The sequence below is a fragment of the Geodermatophilus sp. SYSU D00684 genome (assembly GCF_054050455.1).
Genome location: NZ_JBJGZI010000032.1, coordinates 1 through 20608, shown reverse-complemented (window position 1 = coordinate 20608; position 20608 = coordinate 1). Strand labels below are relative to the sequence as shown.

At 73.4% G+C, this 20608-nt stretch carries 23 protein-coding genes; 13 read left to right on the top strand and 10 right to left on the bottom strand.

Annotated elements, in window-relative coordinates; translation table 11 throughout:
- Positions 1-7: 7 nt before the first annotated feature.
- From ACI79L_RS20190 to ACI79L_RS20180, 3 genes are read right to left on the bottom strand one after another with little or no spacing between them, the layout of a single operon-like run.
- Complete coding sequence (locus ACI79L_RS20190; RefSeq protein ID WP_456938501.1) at positions 8-976, bottom strand: tyrosine-type recombinase/integrase; 969 nt, start codon at positions 974-976, stop codon at positions 8-10.
- The gene (locus ACI79L_RS20185) at positions 973-1752 is read right to left on the bottom strand and encodes a DUF2442 domain-containing protein (RefSeq protein WP_456938500.1); all 780 of its coding nucleotides are present in this window, start codon (positions 1750-1752) and stop codon (positions 973-975) included. The genes ACI79L_RS20190 and ACI79L_RS20185 overlap by 4 nt, the downstream gene beginning before the upstream one ends.
- On the bottom strand, positions 1749-2135 hold the full coding sequence (locus ACI79L_RS20180) for a hypothetical protein (RefSeq protein WP_456938499.1): 387 nt from the start codon (positions 2133-2135) through the stop codon (positions 1749-1751). The genes ACI79L_RS20185 and ACI79L_RS20180 overlap by 4 nt, the downstream gene beginning before the upstream one ends.
- 83 nt (positions 2136-2218) lie before the next feature.
- Between ACI79L_RS20180 and ACI79L_RS20175 the strand changes: the two genes are divergently transcribed.
- The 4 genes from ACI79L_RS20175 (at position 2219) to ACI79L_RS20160 (ending at position 5669) form a co-directional block, all read left to right on the top strand.
- Positions 2219-2590, top strand: a complete 372-nt coding sequence (locus ACI79L_RS20175) for an antitoxin Xre/MbcA/ParS toxin-binding domain-containing protein (RefSeq protein WP_456938498.1) — start codon at positions 2219-2221, stop codon at positions 2588-2590.
- A 97-nt stretch (positions 2591-2687) separates the two neighbouring features.
- Complete coding sequence (locus ACI79L_RS20170) at positions 2688-3047, top strand: hypothetical protein (RefSeq protein WP_456938497.1); 360 nt, start codon at positions 2688-2690, stop codon at positions 3045-3047.
- A gap of 404 nt (positions 3048-3451) precedes the next feature.
- The gene (locus tag ACI79L_RS20165) at positions 3452-4633 is read left to right on the top strand and encodes a hypothetical protein (protein WP_456938496.1); all 1182 of its coding nucleotides are present in this window, start codon (positions 3452-3454) and stop codon (positions 4631-4633) included.
- A gap of 568 nt (positions 4634-5201) precedes the next feature.
- Positions 5202-5669 carry a hypothetical protein gene (locus tag ACI79L_RS20160; protein WP_456938495.1) on the top strand — a complete coding sequence of 156 codons (468 nt, stop codon included), beginning with the start codon at positions 5202-5204 and terminating at the stop codon, positions 5667-5669.
- Positions 5670-5683: 14 nt separating this feature from the next.
- Here the strand turns inward: ACI79L_RS20160 and ACI79L_RS20155 are convergent, their stop codons facing one another.
- Positions 5684-7852, bottom strand: coding sequence for a zinc-ribbon domain-containing protein (locus tag ACI79L_RS20155; RefSeq protein WP_456938494.1), 2169 nt, complete (start codon positions 7850-7852; stop codon positions 5684-5686).
- 297 nt (positions 7853-8149) lie between these two features.
- On the opposite strand from ACI79L_RS20155, the gene ACI79L_RS20150 reads away from it, so the two are divergent.
- Together ACI79L_RS20150 and ACI79L_RS20145 are read left to right on the top strand one after the other, a co-directional pair.
- Positions 8150-8653 carry a hypothetical protein gene (locus ACI79L_RS20150; RefSeq protein WP_456938493.1) on the top strand — a complete coding sequence of 168 codons (504 nt, stop codon included), beginning with the start codon at positions 8150-8152 and terminating at the stop codon, positions 8651-8653.
- Positions 8654-8920: 267 nt separating this feature from the next.
- Positions 8921-10615, top strand: a complete 1695-nt coding sequence (locus ACI79L_RS20145; protein WP_456938492.1) for a tyrosine-type recombinase/integrase — start codon at positions 8921-8923, stop codon at positions 10613-10615.
- Positions 10616-10710: 95 nt separating this feature from the next.
- Here the strand turns inward: ACI79L_RS20145 and ACI79L_RS20140 are convergent, their stop codons facing one another.
- Genes ACI79L_RS20140 through ACI79L_RS20130 form a run of 3 tightly spaced genes read right to left on the bottom strand, consistent with a single transcriptional unit; the run spans position 10711 to position 13945 of the window.
- Positions 10711-12108 carry a hypothetical protein gene (locus ACI79L_RS20140; RefSeq protein WP_456938491.1) on the bottom strand — a complete coding sequence of 466 codons (1398 nt, stop codon included), beginning with the start codon at positions 12106-12108 and terminating at the stop codon, positions 10711-10713.
- Positions 12105-13682 (bottom strand): hypothetical protein, encoded by a 1578-nt coding sequence (locus ACI79L_RS20135; protein WP_456938490.1) that lies wholly within the window; start codon positions 13680-13682, stop codon positions 12105-12107. Before ACI79L_RS20135 ends, ACI79L_RS20140 begins: the two co-directional genes overlap by 4 nt.
- A complete protein-coding gene (locus ACI79L_RS20130; RefSeq protein WP_456938489.1) occupies positions 13679-13945 on the bottom strand; it encodes a hypothetical protein in 267 nt (88 codons plus the stop codon). The genes ACI79L_RS20135 and ACI79L_RS20130 overlap by 4 nt, the downstream gene beginning before the upstream one ends.
- 270 nt (positions 13946-14215) lie before the next feature.
- On the opposite strand from ACI79L_RS20130, the gene ACI79L_RS20125 reads away from it, so the two are divergent.
- Positions 14216-14476 carry a hypothetical protein gene (locus ACI79L_RS20125; protein ID WP_456938488.1) on the top strand — a complete coding sequence of 87 codons (261 nt, stop codon included), beginning with the start codon at positions 14216-14218 and terminating at the stop codon, positions 14474-14476.
- A gap of 22 nt (positions 14477-14498) precedes the next feature.
- Here ACI79L_RS20125 and ACI79L_RS20120 read toward each other — a convergent pair whose 3' ends face one another.
- Positions 14499-14705, bottom strand: a complete 207-nt coding sequence (locus ACI79L_RS20120) for a hypothetical protein (RefSeq protein WP_456938487.1) — start codon at positions 14703-14705, stop codon at positions 14499-14501.
- A 515-nt stretch (positions 14706-15220) separates the two neighbouring features.
- Here ACI79L_RS20120 and ACI79L_RS20115 point away from each other — a divergent pair.
- Together ACI79L_RS20115 and ACI79L_RS20110 are read left to right on the top strand one after the other, a co-directional pair.
- On the top strand, positions 15221-16216 hold the full coding sequence (locus ACI79L_RS20115) for a hypothetical protein (RefSeq protein WP_456938486.1): 996 nt from the start codon (positions 15221-15223) through the stop codon (positions 16214-16216).
- The gene (locus tag ACI79L_RS20110) at positions 16213-16785 is read left to right on the top strand and encodes a hypothetical protein (RefSeq protein WP_456938485.1); all 573 of its coding nucleotides are present in this window, start codon (positions 16213-16215) and stop codon (positions 16783-16785) included. The genes ACI79L_RS20115 and ACI79L_RS20110 overlap by 4 nt, the downstream gene beginning before the upstream one ends.
- Before the next feature lie 68 nt (positions 16786-16853).
- Here ACI79L_RS20110 and ACI79L_RS20105 read toward each other — a convergent pair whose 3' ends face one another.
- Positions 16854-17225: a sigma factor-like helix-turn-helix DNA-binding protein gene (locus ACI79L_RS20105; protein WP_456938484.1), complete on the bottom strand. Its 372-nt coding sequence runs from the start codon at positions 17223-17225 to the stop codon at positions 16854-16856.
- A gap of 119 nt (positions 17226-17344) precedes the next feature.
- Between ACI79L_RS20105 and ACI79L_RS20100 the strand changes: the two genes are divergently transcribed.
- Positions 17345-17644 (top strand): hypothetical protein, encoded by a 300-nt coding sequence (locus tag ACI79L_RS20100; protein ID WP_456938483.1) that lies wholly within the window; start codon positions 17345-17347, stop codon positions 17642-17644.
- 196 nt (positions 17645-17840) lie between these two features.
- Here ACI79L_RS20100 and ACI79L_RS20095 read toward each other — a convergent pair whose 3' ends face one another.
- On the bottom strand, positions 17841-18047 hold the full coding sequence (locus ACI79L_RS20095) for a hypothetical protein (RefSeq protein WP_456938482.1): 207 nt from the start codon (positions 18045-18047) through the stop codon (positions 17841-17843).
- 563 nt (positions 18048-18610) lie between these two features.
- On the opposite strand from ACI79L_RS20095, the gene ACI79L_RS20090 reads away from it, so the two are divergent.
- The 3 genes from ACI79L_RS20090 to ACI79L_RS20080 all read left to right on the top strand — a co-directional run bounded on the left by ACI79L_RS20090 (position 18611) and on the right by ACI79L_RS20080 (position 20522).
- Positions 18611-19465 (top strand): hypothetical protein, encoded by an 855-nt coding sequence (locus tag ACI79L_RS20090; protein ID WP_456938481.1) that lies wholly within the window; start codon positions 18611-18613, stop codon positions 19463-19465.
- A 458-nt stretch (positions 19466-19923) separates the two neighbouring features.
- Complete coding sequence (locus tag ACI79L_RS20085) at positions 19924-20190, top strand: metal-sensitive transcriptional regulator (RefSeq protein ID WP_456938480.1); 267 nt, start codon at positions 19924-19926, stop codon at positions 20188-20190.
- 20 nt (positions 20191-20210) lie between these two features.
- Positions 20211-20522 (top strand): rhodanese-like domain-containing protein, encoded by a 312-nt coding sequence (locus tag ACI79L_RS20080; protein WP_456938479.1) that lies wholly within the window; start codon positions 20211-20213, stop codon positions 20520-20522.
- Positions 20523-20608: the final 86 nt, after the last annotated feature.

Genomic DNA, 20608 nt, shown 5'->3' with positions numbered 1-20608 from the left:
CGCCCGTTCAGTGGGTGCCCTGCCGGCGGCGCCGGCGGGCGGTGCCGTCGAGGTCGTCGGTCATCGCGCGGATCGAGTCGGCGCTGGGGTTCGTGTAGATCTCCAGCGACCGGAGCGACTCGTGCCGCGACTTCGCGCGGATGGCCGCGACCGAGTAGCCGTCCTCGACGGCGTGCGAGATGCCCGCGTGCCTGAGCCGGTGCAGGGTCCACGGCGGGCCGTCGGGGTCCAGCCGCCGTCCGGCCTCGGCGAAGATCCGCTCGGCCTGCCGGTAGGACAGCCGGGCCCGGCCGCTGATCGGGTCGACGTCGGCGGCGGGCATCGGTTGGGTCGGTCTACGGGAGGCGAGGAACAGCGGCCCGGCGGTGCGGTCGGCGGTGACGCGGGGCAGCAGTCGGGCGGTGCCGGTGGCCCACCACACCGTCTCGACGTCGCCGCCCTTGCCGTGCACCCGGGCCTCGCGGCGGCCGGTGTCGAGGTCCTCGATGTTGAGCCCGAGCAGCTCGTCGGCGCGGGCCCAGGTCTCGTAGGCCATCCGCCAGAACAGCCGGTCGCGGCCGGTGACACCGTCGAGGGTCCACAGCTCGGCGAGCAGGTCGCGGCTGATGGGCCGCTCCCGGCGCTCGTCCTCGCTGCGCTTGCGGACCTTGCGCGGCTCGACCAGCGCCGCCGGGTTGGCGGCGAGGTAGCCGCGGTCGAGGCACCAGCCGAAGAAGCTCAGCAGCGCCGCGCGGTGCCGGTTGTAGGTGGTGGCCGCGGCGTTCGCCCACCGCGCGAGCAGCTCGTCCTCCAGCTGTTCAGTGGTCACCGCGGCCACATCGGTGTCGGCACCGACGACGTCGGCCAGCGCGGTCAGGGTGCGGCCGTAGGCGTCGCGGGTGGTCGGCTCGAACGCGTCCCGGCGCAGGAACCGCCGCGACGCCTCGGCCAGCGTCGCCGGGCTGGCCGCACGGTGCAGGCGGGTTACCGCTGTCATCGCCCGTCCCCGGGGGTTGTCCGCTCGGTCGACGGGGCGGTGCCGGTGACGGCGTGGGCGACCGCGCGCACCTGCTCCTCCTCGGCGGCGGTGAGGACGCCCTCCCACGGGCTTCGCTGGCGCAGGTCGTGCGCGTACTGCGACCGGGAGGTCAGCGCATCAAGCAGGTTCAGCAGCGGACCGTCGAGCAGCCGTTCCCACTGGGAATGCCACGGGGACGCGAAGGGATGCTGCTTGCGTAGCCGGGACAGCCTGCCCCAGGCCAGCGTCCGCATGCCGTTCGGGTCGGCGGCGACCTTGCCGGCGACGACGTAGTGCACCAGCAGGCGGCGCAGTTGCTCAAGGTGGAGCCGCTTCTCCACGGGGCGGCCCCTGGTAAGTCCGAAGGCCTGGTTCATCTCCTCTTCGGTGCTGACCTTCCTGGCGGTCTCCCACTCAGCGAGGAGGGCATCGACGGCGGCTAACTGCCCGCCGCGACTCCGGCGCGGGTGCCCGCTGACCCGGCGCCCGACGCGGCGCAGCTCTTCGGGGGAGAGGTCCGCACCGTTGTCCCAGACGACGGTGCCGGCCTCGGCGTCGACGGTGACCGTGGCGAAGACCGCCGGGTCTCGCAGCGGTTCCAGCGCCGGGCCGTTCAGGTAGGGCTCGACGTCCACGATCATCACCACGCCGTCGGCCCAGGTCAGCTTGAGCACGTAGTTGCCGAGCACACGGACGCCGGTGACGTCGACGAACTCCCTTGCAGCTTCTCCGCCCGGCGTCTCATCTCCGGTCACCGGGCCGCCCCTGCGGCGGTGGCGAACCGGGCGGCGGCTCGAAGCGCCTGCGGCGGGTCGCTGACGGCGACCTGTTCGGGTACGCCGCCCGCCAGCTCCTCGTTCGGGGCGGACAGCCAGGCGGCTCGGGTGGGGCCGTCCAGCCCGGCGCCGCGCAGGGCCTCCAGCAGCGGGCGCAGCTCGGGGCGGGGCTCACCGTCAGCGGTGAGCATGAACGCCGGCACGCGGATGGTGTCGCCGTCCTCCGTCGCGATCAGCGTCCGGTCCCGCACCTGCCGGTACACCCACCCGCCGACCCCGGCGAGGTTCGGATCGCCGCGCCGGGCGGCGACCTCGGTCAACGTCAGCCATCCGGCCGGCAGCGGCCGGCGCTCACTCCTCACATCCGCGGACCGTAGGCCACCCCACCGACACCGGACAGGCCACGAACGGCCCGCAGGCCCACCCTCCGCGGCAGACTGCGTCCGTGCAGGTGGACACCGACGATGACCGCTGGGCCGCGCAGATCGGCCCGGCCCTCAACGAGGCGGACACCGCCCGGCTGCTCGACCTGAGCCCAGAGGAGGTGCGGCGGGCTCCGGATCTGCTGCAGCTGCACAACCGGGATGGGCGGCCGGTCTATCCGGTGTTCCAGTTCGCCGGCCGGGCTCCGCTGCTCGGGGTCGGCGAGGTGGTGACCACGCTGACGCCTGCGCTGCAGCCGCTGGCCGTCGCCGCCTGGCTGACCGGGCCGAACCGGGTCCTCGGCGGCCGGCGGCCGGCGGACCTGCTGCGCGACGGCGACTCTGGCCGGGTGCTCGAGCTGGCCCGGCAGCTGGCGGACAGCGCCAGGGCCTGACCCGGCGCCGCGGCGAGGCCGCCCCCCGTCGCCGGCCGCGGCGCGGGCACCAGCGGGAAGGTTGAGCCCGCGCCGGACCGAGACGCACGATGGGGCTATGACCGAGCCGAAGCCGGATCTGCAGACCGCGGCCGCCAGACTCGCCGCCCTGTCCGGCGAGCAGTACGCCGAGCTGGTGGCGCGCAGCGACGCCGAGTTCGCCGCCGACGAGGGCCGCCCCGATCCGATCAACGCCCACCGGGTGACCCGGCCGCTCCCGCCGCTGGTGTACCGCCGGGGCGCCGCCGCCGAACTCGACGCCATGCGCGTCCAGCTGCGCGCGTTCGAGAAGCGCTATGGGCTATCCAGCGACCGGTTGACCGATGCCGCGGCCTTTCACGATGCCAGCGGCCCGCTGCCGGAGACCATCAAGACCTCATGGCGTGGAGCAGCCTCTACGCCCGCTACCGCGTGCTGACCCGGGCCGACCCGACCGACCGCTGAGCACCGCCGCCGCCCGGCGAGGATCGGGCGGCGCCCCGCCGGGCACAGCCCCGGAGCGCGCTCACAACGGCGTGGTGTCCCCTGCGGCCGCGGGCGCCCCCTCCGCGACGACGTTCACCCAGCCCGCCGACCACCGCGGCGGCCGCGCTCGCGTACCGCCTCAGCGTCCCGTAGCCGGGGTCATCGACCGGCGGCGTGACGATGACGGCACCGGCGGCATCGACCCGCGGCCGGGTCAGTCCGTACAGGCTGCCATTGCGGCATTGCGCAACGTCAGCGCAACAAGCACGTCGACCGTCGCTGCTTTCACGCCCAGTGGTCGCGGCCCTACCGTCGGCTTTCCACTGACAGAGGACCCTCACTGACAGGGAAGCACTCATGTCCGAAACCCCGCATGCTCTCCGCGACTTCGCCGTCCGAGCGGGAAATCAGCACCGCGATCTCGTCTCGGAGCATATGAGGGCGCTACGTGACGCCGACGGCGACTGGCCGACCTACCGCCGGGCACGCCTTGCTGGGCTTGGCGACCACGAAGTCATCGACGCTGGCGACCGGCAACGGCTGGAGAGGCTGATCGGGTACGCGGAGCGCGTCGACAGTGGCGAGCAGGCTCCGCTGGTCGATGTGGCCGACGCCGCCCAGGACATTTACAGCACCACGGGGAGCCCGGTCGCCGTCGCCCTCGCGAGCATCATGTACGACGCCGCCGCAAACACCCGCACTGCACTCGCCGGTTTCGCCGACCTATCGGCGCTGCCTGAAGGGGCGCGGGGACCGGCGATGTCCGACGTCGACGGGGGGCTGGTCGGGGCGGGCTTTGGCGTTGCCGCTGGCACCGCCTTCCCTGTGGTCGGCCAGCTTGCCGGCGGACTTTTGGGTGGCATCTATGGCGCGGCCATCGGCTCTCTGGCGTGGGGTATTGACCACAAGCAGGACGCAGCGGTATCGGGGGCGCCGGTGCCCGACCTCCCGGCGTGGATGACATCAGGAGAGACGGCGATACCGCAGGACCCCGCAGCGCTCAACATCCTGGCACTGGGAGCCGGTCCGCTCCATAACTACCTGCTGCGCCGGATGATTCGCAGCGAGGTCCCCCAGGTAGATCGGCGCTCCGCGAACGCCAGGCTTCGGCAGGAGATCCGCCGACGCGGAATGGCCACCGCCGAAGAGGACGACGCGCTCACGCAGCTAGATGACCTGTGTGACTCGATCGACCGAGCCACCGACGTCGCCGAAGCCGACCGGGTCGTCCGCGACACTCGTTCCACCGCCGACCGGTTGCTGCGCGAGGACCGTCGGGGGACCACCAATCCGTTTGCGCTGTGCGCAGCCTCTGTTCTGACCGACAGCGTCGTCCTTGCGCGGGACAACGAGACGTTCGGCGCCGCACCCACCGACGCCGCCGGGCCGGCAAAAGAGGACGCCAATGGCCTGTGGATGGGAGCCGCCGTGGGCGTCGCCGGAGGCGGCTGGGGACTGCTCGCCGGCATGGTGCTCGGCGCCGGGCTGAAGTCGGGCGCCTGGTTCGCGGACAACAGCCAGGGACTAGCCGACGAGTGACCGCATCTGGCGCATCGGGTCACGACTTCCTGCGCCTGCCTGACCGCACTTTCCAGAGCTGGAAGGAGTGCACGGACCATCCGGTCGAGTGCAAGCCTCCTGCACCCAAGCCCGCCTGCGCTCGGCGGAGCTGAGCGGAGCACCCGTCCTCCATTCGGGCCTCGGCTGTGCGGCGCCGCCGCCGAGCCTGCACGCCTCACGACGCCGTCGAAGACCGCACTGTGCATTTCAAACCAGCTGATTCGTCGTCACCCGATGACATGACAGATAACGGCCACTTCCCTGCCATGGAGCGCCAGCTGCGCAGCAGTTGCTGCGCAACCGGCGGGACGGCCGGACCACCCACTCCTACGCGTCATCTGCCACACGGGGTGGACGGTGCTCGTCGACGCTGGCGGGGTGGAGCGCCGCCTCCGTGCGGCGGGCTATGCCCCGCTGGTGCCCTACCCCGGGTCGATCGCCGCAGGGCAGCTGTCGGAGTGCACCGGCTGCGGGAGCCAGAAGAAGCGTCACCTCCGCGCCGCCAGCCCTCTGCGGACCGGTGGCGCGCGTCTGCTTCCCTGGCTGAGTGATGGACGTGGTCGTCGGGGTGACCGCCGTGGTCGCGCTGCTGGTGTCGGTGGCGGCGTTCCTCTACAGCCGGCGGTCCACGCTGGCGGCCGAGAGGTCGGCGACCGAAGCCAAGCGGTCGGCCGACGCCTCTGAGCGGTCCGCCGACGTGACCCAACGGGAGGAGCAGCGCGCCCAGGTCGAGGCCGAGGAGCGCGCGGTCCGGTGGCGCCTCGAGCGGACCGGCAGCGCCGCGGCCACCTTGACCGATGTCGGTGAGGGAGCCGCGTTGGACGTCCACGTCGAGGTTCCGGAGTCGATGCGCGTCATCGGCGCCCGCACGACCGCAGCTGAGCTGCCGGCCGGCGGGCAGCTCATGGTCCGGGTGGCCCGAAGGATGAGCGCTCCCGCGGATAGCCACATCACGGTGCGCTGGCGTAACCGGCCCGGCGGTCCCTGGCGGACGCAATCGCTGCTTGAGCAGTAGGGGGCTGCTAGCCGTTATCCCGTCGGGCGTCGAGAGGACCGCCGGATGCCCCAGGTCCATCCGGGCAGCTGCTCGAGCTGTGCGGCTCGCTCCCGGCTCAACTGCCCCCGTCGGTGCTGCAGGCGGAGGTTCGCGACCTTCTGCCCAAGCCGGTAGCCGTCCTCGACGTGCTCTTGGGGCACACGGGCCGTTCCTTCGCGGGCGAGGTAGCTGGCCAACGCGTCCTCGAACCGGATCCACCGGTCGGCCTGGTAGTCCCAGATCCAGCCGGTCAGGCGGGTGAGCAGAGCGGCCTGGGGCGGGGGGAGCTTGCCGGCGCGGTGCAGGCGCCGCTGCGCCATCACCCACCGGCCGAGGGCAAAGCCGTCCTCCTGATGCTCGCTGGGCGGACACGCATGCCCCTCGCGCTCCGCAAACGCGGCGAGCAGGTCCAGCCCAGTGTGGAAGCGCCCCGGCGGGGCCTGCCAGCGCCACGGCCGCCGCGGTGCTGCGGCGGCCCGGCCCAGCGCCGCCTCCAGTAGGTGCCGGGCTGCGGGCGGCAGCACCGCCCGCAGGTGGGCTAGCAGCAGGGCAACCAGCTCGTCGGCGGCGGCCGCCGGCCGCACCGGCACCGGCAGGTCATCCGGGTCGAGCAGCGGCAGCGGCTGCTCCCGCATGCGCACCACCGTCCAGCCGGCGGAGCGCAGGTCGGCGGACTTGCGGACGTCATGAGCGCCGCGGTCGCGGTGGTAGAAGGCGCCGTCGTACTCCACGACCAGGCGCAGCTCGGCCACGGTGATGTCCGGCCGCCAGCGGCCGCCGGCGGTGACGACCGCCTCGGGCCGCGGATCCACGCGCAAGCCGGGCAGGGCGTGCGCGAGCGCGGACGCGACGGCCAACTGCCGCTGCGAGACGTCACGGGGCTTGCACTGCGGGCAGTCCCCGTGCCCGGCGGTCAGTGCGTTGACCCGGCTCGCGACGGTGGTCTGCCAGGTGTGCCCGAGCCCGTTGGGACACGACCAGGTGACCTTGCGACCGCTGCCGGCGGTGATCTGCGCGGCGGTCAGGCCGCCGTTGAGCGTCGGGTCGAGGTCGCGGGCGGCCTGCGGGCAGCGGGTCGCCAGGCTGGTGGTGACCGACACCCGGTTGCGGGAGCAGAACGGGCAGCCGCGCTGGTGCAGGGCGCGGGAGGCCACGCGGGCGCGCCAGCGGTGGTCGGGCCCGTGCGGGCAGCGCCACCAGACCGGCTTGCCGGAGGACTCCCCCAGCATGAGCGGGGTCGCGGGCGCGTTCGCCTCGTGGTCGAACTGGGCGACCAGTTCGGGATGGCGGGCCAGCGAGTTGGTCAGTGACAGCTGCTTGCCGGCGCAGCACGGGCAGCCGTTGTTCTGCGACGTGCGGGAGACCACCGAGACGCGCCAGACGTGGTCCGGGCCGCGGTCGCAGCGCCAGGTGACCGCCTCTTTGGTGCCGGCGAGGACCTGCTCGGGGCGGCGGCCGTCGTTGAGCGCCGGGTCGAACTGGGCAGCGATCGCCGGGGAGCGGGCCGCGAGGTTGTTCGTCGCCGACAGCTGGTAGCCGGCGCATGCCGGGCAGCCGGTCGGCTGCACCGGCTTCGTGCGCGCGTTCGGGGTGGCGCGCCACTCGTGATCCGGATGAACCGGGCACAGCCACCACACCCGGGTCGAGCTGCCGGGGCGGACGTCCTGCGGTCGCCGCCGGCCGTTGCGGGTGGGATGCCACTGCGCGGCCACCTCCGGCCGGGCGACTGCGAGGTTGCCGGTGTCGGTCACGACCGATCCGGCGCAGGCCGGGCAGCCGACACCGCGCTCGGTGCGGGGGCCGATCTGCGCCTCCCAGCGGTGGTCGCAGGTGCTGCAGCGCCAGCCGACGCGGCGGTGGGAGCCGGCGATGATCTGGTCGGCGGTCAGCCCACAGGTCGCCGGCGCCTCCACGTCGAGCTCGGCGGCGAGCGCCGGGAACCGCCCGGCGAGGCTGTTGGTCACCGAGGGCTTCTTGCCGGTGCAGCACGGGCACCCAGCGCCGTTGGCCACCCGGCGGCGCGGCGGCGCCTGCCACCTGTGGTCGGGGCCCTTGTCGCAGATCCAGCCGACGTCCTTGCCACCGCCGGCCGGGATGCGGTCCGCCGGACCCTCGTCCGGGTCCAGCTCCGCGGCGAGCGCCGGGTAGTAGGCGAGGGTCACCCCGGGTGGGATGCGGAGAACCTGTTTCCGCACTCGGGACACAAGGCCGCAGGCTAGGCCGCTCCGCCGACGGAAGCGCGGAACACGGTACGACGGTTCCGGGCCGGCATGAGCGCCGCGCAGGGCCGTGACGGCGTCTGCCCGGTGTGGCGGGTCCCCCAGGACGACCAGGGATAGCGGGGCGACCTGCACCGAGCGGACGCCTCCGCGGCGACCCATCGAGCAGCCAGTACCACTCGTTGCGTGTCCACAGGGAGGGCGACTGCGGATTAGGGCGCCGGCCGGACGTTGAGGGCCATGTACATCACGCAGACGCACAACCGCTGGCCGCGAACGACCCCGCGCATCGCCGCCCGCCTCCGTCAGGTCCTCGACCTGCCCGGCCTCACTGTCAAGACCCGCGGGGACCACGTGACGATCACGTGGATCGGCGGTCCCGAGGCCGCGCCGGTCTTCCTCGAGCTGCACGACCGGTTGAGCGGCGTCATCTCCTACCGGGCGGTCCGGCTGTACCCGGTCGCCGTGTTCGGCGCCGCCCTCCTGGCCGAGTGCCGACCGCCGTTCGACGTCCGACAGTTCGAGGTCGCGTGGCGGCTGCTGCACCGTCGAGACCTGCACACGGACCCCTTCGACGACGCGCTCGTGGCCCGTGGCGCCGTGCTGGCGGCGATCGCGGGAGCACCGAGCACCGCGCACATTGCCTGGGGACGGCGTCGATGGGACTGGGAGATCTGGCAGTCCCTCCGGCGCCTCGGGGACCCCGGCATCCTCGAGATGATCACCGCACCGGCGGGGGCCTGATCAGAGCGTCACGGACCTACCGTCCACACGACGACCGACGCCAGTCCCCGACGCTGCGACACCGAACGACCGACGACGCCCGCGCATCGGCTGATCGGGGACCAACGACGAACCCGAACAGTGTGAAGTTCGGCGTGCGTGAACCGCCCTTCACGGACGCCGAACTTCACACCGACATGCCGTTTCTGCAGGTCCGTGGATGAATGCCGCTGCGGCGTCCACCGTCACCGTCCCGTCCGACCGCACCGTCGACGGACAGGACCCCCGATGCCCACCCCCGCCCCCACCCGCTCGCCGCGCCCTCATCTGGTCGCCGTCCTCGCCGCCGACGAGCCCCCCGCCGCACCGGCGGTGTGGCCCGCGCCGGCCGGCACCGACGACCTGCGCGACCGTGACGCGGTCGTCGCCCTGTTCGGCCGCGGGCCCAGGCCGCCAGCCGAGGAACTGCCTACCGTCGGCGGCGCGGTGCCGGCCGTCCTGCTGGCCGAGCTGGCCGTCGCCGAGGAGCTGGCCGCCAACGCGTTGGCTCCCACCACCCGGGCTAGCTACAGCTCCCACGTGCACGGGTTCGCGACCTGGTGCCGCGCCCGCGGCATCGACCCGCTCCAGGCCACCCCGCATCAGGTCGGCCTGCACCTGAGCGGCTACGCCGTCGCCTACGACGAGCACGGTCGGCCCCGGCGCACCCCGGACGGCAAGCTGGTCCCGGCGGTCGCCGCCGTCTCGGTCGCCACCCGGCTCGCCGCCATCGACAAGGCCTTCGAGCTGCTCGGCCGGCCCAAGCCCGGCGCTGACGAGCAGCTGCGCACCATGCTGCGCGGCGTCCGGCGCGCGTTCTCCGTCCGCCCCCGGTACGCGAAGGCGGCCCTCGACCTGCCCCGGCTGCGGCAGGTACTCACCGTGGTGCACGCCGCCCGGTTCGCCCAGCGCCGCGACCACGCCCTGCTGCTGCTGCGCGCCCGCACCCGCGCCACGGGCGGCCAGCTGGCCCGGCTGCGCTGGCCGGCCATCGTCGTCGAGGGCATGCGGGCCAGCGTCACGCTGCCGCCGGGCCGCCGCGGCGGCCCCGAGCGCACCAGCACCGTCACCGCGCACCGCGACCCGCGGCTGTGCCTCGTCACCGCGCTGCGTGAACTCCGCGAAGTCGCGCCACACCTGAACGAGGTGACCGTGCACCCGGGCGGGCGGCGGATGACTCGGGAGGCGGTCTACCAGCTGCTGGACCGGCGGCTGCCGTCCGACCTCGACCTGGACGCGACGCCGGGGCGGCTGGACGCCGCGCTGCGAGGCTGCCTGGCCACGGGTGCCGCCGAGCTGCTGACCGCCGAGCTGCGCGACGCGGCCGCCCTGCTGACCGGGTTCTTCGCCGCGCTGCGCCGCACCGAGCTGACCCACCTCACCTGGGCCGACCTGACGTGGGAGGGCGGCCAGATCCGGCTGTTCCTGTCCCGTGCTAAGAACGATCAGGAAGGCGAAGGGTACGAGCTGTGGCTGCCGCCGGTCACCGACCCGATGATGTGCCCGGTCACCGCGCTGACCGCCTGGCGCGCCCACGTGACCGCGCTGCTCGGCGCCGACCCGGTCACCGCCACCCCGCAGGCCCCGGTGTTCGTCTCCGTCGACCGCAACGGCCGCGCCCGCCGCGACCGCACCGGCCGGCTGCGCCCGCTGGACGAGCACGGCTTCAACGCGATGGTGCAGCGGCACTGCATCGCCGCCGGGCTGGCCACCCCGCCCACCGACCCGGAAGAGCGCCGCCGGTGGCGCAACCCGTTCGGCGGGCACTCATGCAGGGTCGGCTGGGTCACGGAGTGCCTGAAGCAGGGCATGAGCATCGCCGCGATCGCCGAGGTCACCCGGCACCGCGACATGAACACCCTCATGCGCTACCAGCGCACGCACGACCGCGAGCACAACAACCCGGTCCGCGAGCTGGTCGCCCGAATCGGGCTGTCCGGCTGACCGCCCAGCCCGGCAGCCGGGGACGCACCCCGCCGGCCCGAGGGCAAGCTCGGGCCGGCTGGCGCTGGCGTCCGGGTCCGCGGACGGTGCGCCGCCTACACGGGCAGGAAGAACTCGTCGGAGAACGGGTCGCGCTTACGGACGTAGAGCTCCAGCACGTTGAGGTCCCGGTGGAAGGACACCTCGTCGGCGATCCGCCAGCGCTCCCAGCCGGCCTCGCTGTAGGTCGTGATGCCACCGGCCCGCAGCGCCCGGGTCGCCACGCGCTTGCCCTGCGGAAGGCCCGCCCGGTCCCACAGATCCTGCACCACCAGGCGCCCGTTCTGCCGGGTCATCACCCGCCACTCGCCGGCGTAGCGGGTGGCGAACACCGGGCCGGTGGAGCGGCCGTGGGCCCGCTCGACCAGGTCGCGCTGACGGCGCAACGCGCACGCAGGGCACAACGGATGAGTGCAGGTGAGCGGATCGGGCCCGGCATGCCGAACCGGGAACCAGTGGCCCTCCGGGAAGTTCTTCGTGCGCTCGACCCAGACGTCGTAGCCCTGCGACGTCGGCCGCAGGTTCTCGATCATGAAGTGGGAGAGCTCGTCGTGTCGGCAGGCGGTGAACAGCCCGACCAGTGCGTACCCCCAGTTCCGCACCCGCCGCTGGTGGTCCTCGTCCACGTGCGCCAGCAGGAACACCAGGTCCTCGCGCGAGAGCTCAGCCAACCGGCCCCGGCCGACCGCCGCCGCCAAGCCCGAGCGCCCGGCGGCGGCCGCTGCGAGCCGCCGGGCCTCCCCAGGCGGGCCAGCGAGCGGGAAGTCTCCTGGCGCCGGGTCGGCCAGGGCCCCAGTCAGCACGTCGAACTCCACCGGATGGCGCCGGGCGTCGACGAGGACGGTCTCCCCGCCCGGAATGTGCACCCGGACCTCCGTGGCGCAGGCACGGAAGTTCGCCGTCTGCAGCCGTTCCGCCCACAGCAGATCAGGCTGCTCAAGGCGACGGGCCGAGACCTCGAGCAGCGGCAGACCTGCAACGGCGGACACCACCAGGACAGCCCGGATCCGCGCCACCCGCGGGTCCCGAGGCACCTGCCCCTCAAGCGCGGTGCGGATGCGGTCCGCCTCCTGCGCCCGCAGCGCCTCCACCAGCGGCTGCGGGGCCGCGGTCTCCTCATCGGTACGCAGCCGCCGCAGGTACTCCGCCAAGCCCTTGAGCTCCGGGCGGGGCAGGCCCCGCTCCCGGTGCGCGAGCCGCAGCGCGGGACACAGGGCCTTCGCATACGACCACCGCCACTGCGGGTGGTGCGCGTGCGCGAACAGCTGCGCAACGTCGTCGTCAACAGGGAACGCCGCCAGCCCGTGCAGCTCGCACCAGAGGCGGTACCGCTCCGCCCAGCCGCGGTAGTTCTCCAGCGTCCCCTCCGCCAGGCCCCCGTGGGCCAACAACTCCTCGCGCACGACCTCAGCCCCGGCGCCGGCAGCGTCCGCGGGGTAGTCCACGGCGGTCACGCGGCACCTGCCGCGCGCGCCAGGGCCAGCGGCGCCGGGCGGGAGCGGGCCGCGCGGGCCATCACGTAGCCGACCGCGACGTTGACCCGCTCCTGACGCATCACCCGGCGTAGTTGGTCGACGGTGGCCTGCGCATCGGCCCCCGTCACCGCGAACCCGGTCCGCGTCGAGTGCAGGGTGAAGCCTGACAACCCCGCCCGCCGCTGTAGGTCGGCGAAGTGTCGCCACATCCAGTTGTAGGTCACCGGCTTCAGCACGAGGTTGGTTCCCCGGGGGCAGCGCACAAACACCGGCAGCCCGTCCTCGGCGACCATGCCGGCGGCGGCCGCGTCGAGAACCGCCAGCCAGTCGTCCAGCGCCGCGACCGGGTCCAACAGCGGATCCTGCGCTGGCCGGACACCGAGCACGACGCCCCGCCGCCGGCGATCCCCCTTCGATGCCTCGACCGTCAGCTTGTAGCCCTGCTCAGTGCGCTCCAGGCAACGGCGGGAGCGGCGGCGCAGGTCATCGCTGCGCAGCCCGCGATGCCAGGAGAGCAGCAGCCCAGCCCGCTGCTGCAGCAGCCTCAACCCGTCGTCCGACGTACTGAGAGTCAGCCCGAGCCGCAGCCCGGCCATCAAACGGGCATCGGCGGCCACATGACCGAGCGCGTGGACCCGCCGCTGTCGCAGCTCGATCGGCCAGCAGCCCTTGCCGCTGCGCATCCGAGCATGCACCGTCCGCCAGGCCCATGTGGCCTGGGCGCGATGCTCACCGCTGTCCCGCACCCGGTAATCGTCCTGATCCCTATCAACGCCCGATGCGATGCCGAAGAGGTAGGGCGCCTCGGCCGGCAGCAGCTGAGCGCACGCCCACAGTGCGCACAGCAGGCAGTCGGCACCGCAGCCGTCATCAGCGCAGCGGAGCGCCGCAGTGCGTCCCGAGCAGCTGAAGGTCCCCTCGGTCGGCGAGGTCAACTGCAGCGCGGACGGCGGCACGACGGCCAGCTCGGCCAGCGGAAGCGGCAGATCGACGGCGGCGAGCAGGAGCGCACGCTCGGCCAGGCCCACTGGCGTCCAGGTCGCTTCAACGGAGGCCAGTGTCCGCACGTCGTCAGGCGACAGCGGATGCGCCTTCCGGACCTGGTGGCCTGCGAGTGCGCGCCTCAGCCCTCGCCGGACCGTCTGCGCCCACGCATCGTCGGTCGGGCTGGTCAGCTTCTGCCCGTGGTGCCACCAGGCCAGGGCCGCCCACGTCTGGTCGATCACCGTCATCGACAAGGGGGGCCGCTCGTCGTTTTCCTCCGGCACCGTCCCCTGCTCATCGGTGGCCTCGAACGCGTCGACTCGGGCCGCGCCGGTCAGGGCCGCGACCATCCATGCCCCCAGCACCGGAACTGAGGTGGGCAGAGCCACCACCTCACGACTCTCGCACCAGCGGCGGAACCGGCTCAGGCACTGCTCGTACGTCTCCTCGGACCGTGCGGCCAGACGAGGCCTGCTCATGTAGTCCGCCAACCGGGCACGGAGCACGTCCAGGTCCACCAGTTGTGGGACGTACACGTTGGCCGGACGCCATCCCGGTCGGCCGGTCACGACCGCTCCTCGGCCACGAGCTGCCGCAGCCGGTCGAGCTGACCCACCGACAAGGGCGTCGACCGGTCAGCCGCGAAGAGATCGAGGGAATCCGCCGTACGTGGAGCTTCCAGAGCCCAGCACCAGTCGCTGAACTCGGCCCACGACGCGCCGCCGTGCCGCTCGTCCGTCTCGCGCTGCTGCCCGAGGCCAACGAGCAGATTGAGGAGGTCGGCCTCGGGACCGGCCGACCACATCCTGGGCGTACTGCTGTCCTGCGCCATGCACGGCGACCGTCCGTGCCTGCGGTCCGGGCGCACGTAGGTTGTTGTGGGCGAGCGTCACCTCTGCGGCGTGCGAGCACGTGCTTACGACGGCGCCGCGTGCGCGGATGGCGCTCGCGTGCGCGGGAGTGCGCACGACTCTGCGGCGGAGCGGGCGCTGGCCGGACTCCGGCGTGCGGGCCCGGCATGCCAGGCCATCGTCGAAGCCATCCGCGCCGGCGCCCCCGCCACCGCCTGAGCACTTGAGGTCGCACACACCCCCGCGCCCCCGTGCAGCCAGCCATCTGGGCACTGCACCAGCTCGGCCTCACCGATGAGCGCCGGCTGGCCCGCGCGAAGGTGCGCGACCTCGCCGCCGACGCCTCCGAGCTCACCGTCCCTGGTGGCAGCACCGTGCCGGTACCGCCCTGGCTGCGCGCCGCCCTGCTCCGGCAGCGGCTGCACACCTGCGTCGTCGGTCAGCGACCCGGCGACCAGCTGTTCACCTTCGACGGCTCGGCGACCGCACCGTCGGCTCTGCTCTGGTACTGACCGCAGACCAGGCGGTGAGCGGTCAGCTGGGGCTCACCTCGGCGGACGGGGGCGGCACACGATGCACTGGCGCCGGCCCATCCCACCGGTAGGCGTGCAGCGGCTCCGGCCGGCCCTCTCCCTCGGCGTACTCGCGCGCGCTGCGCGCGAGGAGGGCCTCATGCTCCGCGGCCGTCAGGCCGGAGAGGTAGTCCGCAGCGGTCTGGAGCTCCGACGCCGGCTCGGTCACGCGCCCAGCGTGCGCGCCGGCTGCCTCAAGCTCAACCCCGTTCGGCAACGGCGGCGCGCGGCACGATGCCACCGAGCTGCTGACGAGTTCGGTGGCTGGCCGCATCGGCCCCACCTCCGGCGCTGAAGCCGTCAACGCGTTTCCTCGAGATGCTGCTGACTCGGCACGGCCTCGCCGGCCCGACCCGCTGCCCCGCGGCCTTTCCACGGGACACGGGAAAGCTCCTTACCCCCTGGCTGATCCACGAGCCCGTCGCCGGGATGACCCCCTGACCAAGACCCGATCCGCCAAACGGCTCGCACGCCAGCTCCCCGAGGACCCCGCCACCGCCCGGTGCCGGGGTCCTCGCCTTCACGACCATCAGTCGCACCGATCCGCCGCCACGCTTCCGACCGCTACGCCCCCGAGCACGCGCGCGGGCGATCCGCCACCCACGATCCACCGGCCCGATCCGCTGTCCGAGACACAGCACACGCTTCTGCAGTCGATCTTGTCCGACTCGCACGGAGGTGTGCATGTCCCCGCTCGTCCGCCCGCTCGGCCCCCTCTCGCTGGTGCACGGCATCCCCGTCCAGCCGGTCACCGTCCACCTGCTCGACCACTGCCAGTTGACGATCACCGTCGCCCCGCCCAACACGGCACTGCGGCTGGCCGCCGCCCGCAACACCCTGCTCTACAACTTCCTCGGCAACGGCGTCTGCGGCCTCACCGACTACACCGGGATCAGCGAGGAGATCAGCGGCCACCGGGTCATCACCTCCCTGCGGCAGCGGGTCAGCCAGCTGCGCCCCGCCGCGCTCAGCACCCTCACCCGGCCCCAGCCCTACGGTCTGGACCTCCTCCTCGCCGTCGAGGCAGCCACCCTGCGGTACCGGACGATGCGCGTCCGGGCCCTCAACGTCCGCACCAGCGCCGCCGACGCCGTCCGCCGACTCACCCCGGCCCAGCGAGCGCTCGCCGACGCCCTCGGCCGCCAGATCGCTGACGCCATCTCCGTGTACGCGCACGCCGGCCGCGTGAACGTGGCCGCATGGCGCCTGCGCAACGCCCGAGACCACGCAGCAGCGCTCCTCCACCGCCTGGGAGGCAGGGCCGTCGACACCCACCAGGTCGTCGCGATGCTCTCCGCCGCGGGCGCCACCCAGAACTCCGTGCGCCAGGACGCGGTCACCCGCAGAGACCTCACCCAGCGGGAGGACGACCACGACATCCGGGTCGGCCACGTGCAGCACGGCAAGGTCGTCGTCTTCTACCCGGCCGGTGTCACGACCCCCGGCGATGCGCTCGCCGACTACGCCGCCCAGCGCGCCGCCCGGCCCCACGGCCGCCTGCCCATCCCCGCCTCCGCCACCACCGAGTGGTGCCGCTGCCAGTTCTGCACCCCCACCACCGTCTTCGACCTCGCCGGCCCGCGCACCGCCGCCGCAGCCGCGCCCACACCGCCGACAACCCCGACCGGCGTCGCCACCGCGTCACGGCTGGCGGCCACCGCCGGAGGCCACCGGCCGTGAGCGAAACGCCCGACGCCTCCCGCCCGTCCCCCACGTGGCGATGGCGGCGGCACACCGGCCCGGGCTGGCCCGCCTGGCGGGCGACCGTCCCCGGCCCCGTCGGCGACGACGGCGGCACCGTCTACCTCGGCCGCCGCGACGCGGTCCGCGGCCGTTGCACCACCTGCGGCCGGCGCGCCCAGCGGTGGCAGGCCAGCCTGGCCCTCCCCCAGCCGTTCCCGCCGGCGCTCGACCTGCCCGGCGGCGGCTGCACCCGCGACCACATCGCGACCACCATCCCCACCACCTGGGCCGCCGTCGCCGCCATCTACGCCGCCACCGCCGACGAGTTCCGCCACCTGCAGGCGGACAGACTGGTGCGGGTACTCGCCTGCCGACGCGTCCGGCAGGCCCGCTGGGCCGAGTGGCTCGACGGCCAGCCCCCACCGGCCCGCCAGCTCGCGCTCACCCTCTGGACCCGCGACCCGCACCTCACGCCGCCCGAGACGACGGCCATCATCGCCGCCGTCCTCAGCGATCCTGACCATCTCTGCCGACCCGAGACCGTGCCGGTCGGCCGACACGAGTAGGCAAGAGCGACGAGGTGCTCAACGACTGTGAGCCCGCACCAGCTGGTGCGGGCTCACAGTCGGATCGGTCAGCGGGAGGAGCGCTGCGGTGCCGGCGCGCCATGGATGACGGTCAGCAGCCGGTCGAGTGCCTTCCGCTCGATCTGCCGCACGGCCTCTCGCGTCAGCTTCAGCTGCCTGCCGATGCTGGCCAGGCACTGCTCCGGCTCACCGTCGAGTCCGAAGCGACGGACGATGACGAAGTGCTCCCGCGCGTCGAGCTCGACCAGCCCGGACTCGAGCACCGAGGCGCCGAGCAGCGCGTGGACCACCGCGTCCTCCACGGAGGTCCCCTCGTCGACCAGCACGTTCTCGAGGCGGTGGCCGTCGTGGCCGACGAAGCCCTCGAGGCTCCGCAGCTGCGCCGGCCGCAGCACCCGCGCCACCTGGCCTGGTGTCACACCGGTCCCGCACGCCGCCGCGACGTCCGCGACGGGTCGGCTCCTGCCGCCCGGAGCCGGACAAGGCCTCGCGCGCGGCCAGGACCGCCGGACGGCTCAGGAACTCCGACCAGCTCAGCATGGGGTCCACCAGCGCGTGCACCGCCTGGAGCACCGCCCCGCGCATCGCCTTGAACGCCCACTGCCCGAACCGGCCGCGCGCCGGGTCGAAGGTCATGACCGACCGCACCAGCGCCTCCGCGGCAGCGGCCTGCACCTCCTCCAGCTGGGCCGGCGCCATCAAGGGCGCGAACCGGCGCACCGCGTGGTCGACCCGCCAGGCGTTCACCCGGACGGCCAGCTCGTTCAGCACCTCCACGTCCCGCTGCGCACGTCGGCAGCCACCGGCACCGGACGACGATCCCTGGATCACCGCCTGAAGCAGTCCCACCCGCATGTAGGGCGGACCCCCTACACCGGTCGCTGCGTCTTGCCCATCGACTTCCCCGCGGTCAACAGGCCGCAGCACCACGCCGGGCACCGCCTCCCCATGCGCGGGGTCGGCGCGTACCCGCCAGGGCGAGCGGGGCTAGGACCGAGGGCTGACACCGCCCGCTGCCCCTGCCGAACCGCTGGCTACGGCTGCACCGTGCCCTCAGCGCCGATCAAGGCCAGCTCGATCGGCATCGGCCACAGCCGCTCGCGCGGGTAGGGCTTCGCGGGCAGCCGGCGCTGCATGTCCATCAGCTGGGCCCGGCCCTCCGCCTCCGTGCCGAAGGGGCCGACGACGCCGAGCACGTCCTCTCCACCGACCCAGTCGTCCTGGCGCACCACGACCCACATCGCTCCTCCCCGTCTGTCCTGGGCGCTGCTGCCCGTTGGACACCGTTCCGGGGAGCGAAGCGCCCGCAATCGACCGTGGCAGCGGCGACCTGGCCGACCCGCCGCTGCAGAGGCACCCAAGCCCTGAGCACGGCGAACCTCTGGGTTCGCCAGCGACGACCGCTCCAGCGTTCTCACACAGCGGACGATGAACGTGCAGGGTCCCTGCGCCGCTCAGCACGGCGCACCGTCCTCTCCGGCACCGGCCACTGCATCGCGCGATCATCGTCGTACACCGGCGGCAACAACCTTGGAGCCGATTGCGCACCCGCGACGGCTCGACACGGGTGCCGTGCATGATCAAGCGCAACACCCCATCGCCGGACCACCGCAACTCCCTCACCCCGCCCCCGTCGCGAACGGGGGCCGCCCCCAGCAGCACGACCGTCCAGCCCGCGGCGCACTCCGCACACACCGCCCGGGCCGCCACCGCACACTGCCACCGCTGCAGCGAGCCGGTCGGCCCCAGCCGGTACCGCGAGACCAGCGGCCCGCTCTGCCGCCCGTGCGGCGAACTGGCCCGGATGAGCCGCAAGCAGCGAGTCGCCCGGCTCCGCGACAACCCGACCAACGACCTCCTGCACCGCACCGCGCTCCTGCCCGCCGACGTCGACCGGGGCAGCCTCCGCGAGGCGTTCCCCTGGACGCTCAACGGGGACGTCGCCGGCCGCCTCGCCACGCTGTCGACCGAGGTCCTGCAGTTCACCGCTCTCCAGTCGGGAGCGGACGCACCACTGATCGCCCAGGAGATCGGCCGCCGCGGAGCCGCCTTCGACCTCGCCGCGCAGGGCGGCTGGACTGACGCCGACCCACTGTCCGACAACTCCGTGCGAATGGTCCGATGCGCCCTCGAGTGCGACGAGACACTCACCCTCGACCAGCTCAAGCAGATCGCCAGCAGCCGTTTCCGCGACGCCATCGTCAGGCGCATCGCCGACCTGGACGACGCCACGGCCGCGCAACTGGCCGCCGAGGTCGACATCTGGGAGGCGGAGCGGCTCGCCGTGAGGCACCGCGCCCCCGTGTCCGCGCTCACCGCCCTGGCCGAACGAGGACCGTCGATCGCCTACATGGTGGTCCGCGACCCCCGCGCAACCGCACAGACCATCGCCGCAATCGCGGAACACCACTGCGACCAGGCCTGGTCGCACGTGGCCATCGCCGCCCTCACGCATCCCAACGTGGGCGTGGCGCTCCTGCCGGTGCCACTGCTCGTCTCGAGGGAGGCCTCTCGCGCACGGATGCAGGGCTACCTCGACGCGCGCCTCGGCGTCGGCACCCCTGAGCGCAGGACGGCGGGACAGGTCCAGGAGGCCTTCCCCGGCACCCTGAACGACCTCCTCGACGTCGTGGCCACGATCCACTCGACCGTCCGCTGAGGCGTCGCGTCATCGCGCCGGCTCGCCGCTCACCCATCAGTCCGAGCCGCTGACACCCACCAGCACGGCCTCGCTTCCGCTCAGGATGCGAGGCCGTGCTCGTCGTGGGACACGGCTGAGCTACCCGTCATTGAGCTGTGACTCCATGCTGGGCTGGGCGACGACTGTCATCGCGGACACAAAGGCGTTCAAGGGCGACCGGTTCGAGGGGATGGCTACGCCGCCGGCAAAGTGACTGGGGAAGGCGCCCTGTTGTAGACGTACGCCGCCCCGTCGACGACCTCACCCCCGAGCTCAGCCGTCCGGGCCCCGCAGGGCCGCCTCGGCCTCCCCTTCGATCCGCGCGTCACCACGCGGCGACCGTCCGCGGCCCGGCAACGCGGAAGTGCGCGCGGCTGTGCCGACCACCACGGATCGGCAGGTTGCACATACCCCGGGGGGTATGCATGATGGAGGACGTGGACATCCCCCAGGGCGAACTCGCCGACGTCGTCAAGCGCCTCCGCCGGATCGAGGGTCAGATCGGCGGCATCGTGAAGATGATCGAGGACGGCCGGGACTGCTCGGCCGTGGTCACCCAGATGGCCGCGGCGTCGAAGGCGCTGAGCAAGGCCGGCTTCGCGGTCATCTCCACCGGGATGCGCTACTGCTCGACCGCCGAGGACGGCGAGACCCGCGAGGTCGACCTGCGCGAGCTCGAGCGCCTCTTCCTCACCCTCGCCTGACCGACAACACCGGAGCAGCCATGCACCCACAGATCCCCCAGCTCAGCCCCGCCCAGGCCGCCGACCGCCCAGAGGCCGTCCTGCTCGACGTCCGCGAGGCCGCCGAGGTCGCCGAGGGCCACATCGCCGGCAGCACCCACGTCCCGCTGGGCCAGCTGGCCGCCCGCGCCTTCGAGCTCGACCGCGCCCGTCCGGTCATCACCGTCTGCCGCAGCGGCGGCCGCAGTGCGCAGGCCGCGCATTTCCTCGCCGCCCAGGGCTACGACGTCGCCAACCTCGCCGGCGGCATGACCGCCTGGACCGCCGACGGCCGGCCGGTCGCGACCCGCTGACCGGTCTCTCGCGTCACCCGCAGATACCCCTGCCCCGTACCGTACCGAGGAGCTCTCCGTGCAGATCGACGTCATCGAGACCACCG

Bases quoted from the DNA above. Each gene is read 5' to 3' on its own strand.
- ACI79L_RS20190 (WP_456938501.1), bottom strand. From the start codon at position 976: ATGACAGCGGTAACCCGCCTGCACCGTGCGGCCAGCCCGGCGACGCTG.
- ACI79L_RS20170 (WP_456938497.1), top strand. From the start codon at position 2,688: ATGACCGAGCCGAAGCCGGATCTGCAGACCGCGGCCGCCAGACTCGCC.
- ACI79L_RS20165 (WP_456938496.1), top strand. From the start codon at position 3,452: ATGTCCGAAACCCCGCATGCTCTCCGCGACTTCGCCGTCCGAGCGGGA.
- ACI79L_RS20150 (WP_456938493.1), top strand. From the start codon at position 8,150: ATGTACATCACGCAGACGCACAACCGCTGGCCGCGAACGACCCCGCGC.
- ACI79L_RS20145 (WP_456938492.1), top strand. From the start codon at position 8,921: ATGCCCACCCCCGCCCCCACCCGCTCGCCGCGCCCTCATCTGGTCGCC.
- ACI79L_RS20130 (WP_456938489.1), bottom strand. From the start codon at position 13,945: ATGGCGCAGGACAGCAGTACGCCCAGGATGTGGTCGGCCGGTCCCGAG.
- ACI79L_RS20115 (WP_456938486.1), top strand. From the start codon at position 15,221: ATGTCCCCGCTCGTCCGCCCGCTCGGCCCCCTCTCGCTGGTGCACGGC.
- ACI79L_RS20100 (WP_456938483.1), top strand. From the start codon at position 17,345: ATGGGGTCCACCAGCGCGTGCACCGCCTGGAGCACCGCCCCGCGCATC.
- ACI79L_RS20095 (WP_456938482.1), bottom strand. From the start codon at position 18,047: ATGTGGGTCGTGGTGCGCCAGGACGACTGGGTCGGTGGAGAGGACGTG.
- ACI79L_RS20090 (WP_456938481.1), top strand. From the start codon at position 18,611: ATGAGCCGCAAGCAGCGAGTCGCCCGGCTCCGCGACAACCCGACCAAC.
- ACI79L_RS20080 (WP_456938479.1), top strand. From the start codon at position 20,211: ATGCACCCACAGATCCCCCAGCTCAGCCCCGCCCAGGCCGCCGACCGC.